At 46.7% G+C, this 2,286-nt stretch carries 2 protein-coding genes and 1 pseudogene; all 3 read left to right on the forward strand.

What is annotated here, in order from left to right:
• Positions 1–192: hypothetical protein (locus F6K20_RS34820; RefSeq protein ID WP_287297851.1), on the forward strand; the 192-nt coding region annotated here is incomplete at its 5' end.
• Between the two features lie 744 nt (positions 193–936).
• Positions 937–1,665 (forward strand): phosphoribosylaminoimidazolesuccinocarboxamide synthase, encoded by a 729-nt coding sequence (purC, locus tag F6K20_RS34825; protein ID WP_008180181.1) that lies wholly within the window; start codon positions 937–939, stop codon positions 1,663–1,665.
• 325 nt (positions 1,666–1,990) lie between these two features.
• A pseudogene (locus F6K20_RS34830) lies at positions 1,991–2,286 on the forward strand (hypothetical protein); the annotation flags it as partial.

Raw genomic sequence — 2,286 nt, forward strand, 5'->3', positions numbered from 1 at the left:
CGACGTATGGCCATGATCGAGCAACTGCTGATCCAACTGCAAGGCGCCGGCGAGTTGCCGGCGATCGACCGGGAACTCGAGCAGCTCGCCTCGCGAGCACCAAAACACAAGGGCATTGTCTTGATGCAAAGGGCGAGTGGTTTTGTGTCTGTTTGCGAAACACCACGATTCTCCTTTGGAGACACTAGGTGAATGCACCGCTGTTTTACCCGTGGGAACCCCCACAGGTCGGCGTTAGGTACCCTGTTCCCTTGCTGCATCGCTTTCTGCTTTGCTGAAAAACTTTAGCTAGATCCGTTATAAACCCCACATCTTTTGTTGATTGGTTTAGTGTGGGAGGGGGCTTATAAAGTGCGCCCGTAGGTGGCGCACACAGCCCCTTATGAATCGCGGATATAGCTAAATCTATCTTTGACACTCCTCCTGAATCACGCAGCGAGGATTATTGCTTCTCGGGGAGTCCAACGACTTTACCCTCCACAAGCATACACCGTCTGCCCGGCGGCGTTTGGAAAGGTGCGCGAAAGTGCACCGGGAGAAATTTATTCAATTGTCGTGCTACGGCTTCAACATTTATAAAAAATGCGCGTATTTTTGCTACTTTGCTTCCGGAGCTCAAGCTATCCGAAGCGACCTACTACGCTTTTTATATATGCGTAAAACCGCTAGGTTTAATTATAAATCAAAGCCGTACCTTGAAGGACGGGGCTTTAAACCCAAAATTTTTGGTCAAGATCTATAGCAATCCTAAATCAGTTGTCAAACATGCAAAATCTGAAATCATTGCTGGGCTTGCTTTAAGCGCGATTCGGCGTTCGCTTTGGCCTACGGCCAAAGCGAACGCGATAGCGTCGGCTGTGGCCACTATATTTTACGAATCATTTAGGGCTGGTATATCTGTCAATATATTGTCAGTCAACCATCATCTTACTGATTATGTCCCCTGATCAAAAACTCTACGAAGGTAAAGCGAAAATCCTATATACTACCGATGACCCAGAGATTCTACTGACTCACTTTAAAGATGATGCCACTGCCTTTAATGCCCAAAAGCGAGGTCAGATTTCTGGGAAGGGTGAGATAAATTGTGCGATCGCATCTCATTTGTTCAAAGTCTTAGAAGAGAATGGCATAGCTACACACTTCATTGACCGTCCTACTCCCAACCAAATGTTGGTCAAACAGGTAAAAATTGTGCCCTTGGAGGTGGTAGTCAGGAACATTGCTGCTGGTAGTCTATGTCAACAAACTGGAATACCAGAGGGTCGGGTACTCCCGAAAGCCCTAGTGGAATTTTATTTAAAGAATGACGACTTAGGAGATCCCTTGTTAACACGCGATCGCTTACTACTGCTGGAACTAGCAACGCCTGAGCAGTTGAAGCAACTGATTGAGCAAGCGTTGCGAATTAACCAAATTCTGACTGACTTCTTCTATCAGTGTGGCATTACTCTAGTAGACTTCAAGTTGGAGTTTGGTCTAACCCCGTCTGAAGAACTACTATTAGCCGATGAAATCAGTCCTGATACCTGCCGCCTTTGGAACCAAGCCGAAACTGATCCGGAGCGTCGAGTGATGGACAAAGACCGATTTCGCAAGGACTTGGGAAATGTAGAACAAGCCTATCAGCAAGTCCTACAAAAAGTTCTTGAGAGCAAACTCTAATCAGCCTCTGACTAGATCTGACAGGGTAAAAACAAGTGACGGGATTGATGCCATCGTTAACCCGTAACCCAAAAAAATTTAGCACATTGGTAAAAATAACCACAGACGAACGAAAATAGACAACAGGCATGCGCATTGCTTGCTTAGGTCAAGTGTTCAGTCATGGTACTGTGGCTGACAACTAATAACTAATATAATAGTTGCTCCTATGGCACTGGAGTTGTTAGCCCTCCGTCAACCAGTAATCAATGGCTTACTGAGAGTTTACCAATGACCAATGACCCAATAGGAATGGTGTGTGGAAGTGTCAAAAACAAACAACACAATGCGTTTATCTCCCTTGTTAGCAGCGATCATTGCTGCTACTGCCAGTATTGGTGTATCCAAACCAACCCGTGGGCAAACCATTCAGTCCCTACCGGATGCACCTCAACAGAATTCCAGTGACGTAAAAACACCTGAACCAGCGGTTCCTGAAACAATTGCTGTCCAGGCAAAACCAAGGACTGCCTTGGTGCTTCACTCTTCCGGGACCCAGGTGGCAGTACCCACCAAGAGTGTTCTTGATGCAATAGCGAGTGGGGGAAACCAACGGCAGTCGCTCATGGGGGGAACCCCCAA

This window comes from Moorena sp. SIO2C4 (genome assembly GCF_010672485.1).
GTDB classification, from domain to species: Bacteria; Cyanobacteriota; Cyanobacteriia; order Cyanobacteriales; family Coleofasciculaceae; genus Moorena; species Moorena producens.

Coding starts and splice junctions, on each gene's coding strand:
- purC (WP_008180181.1), top strand. CDS start 937: ATGTCCCCTGATCAAAAACTCTACGAAGGTAAAGCGAAAATCCTATAT.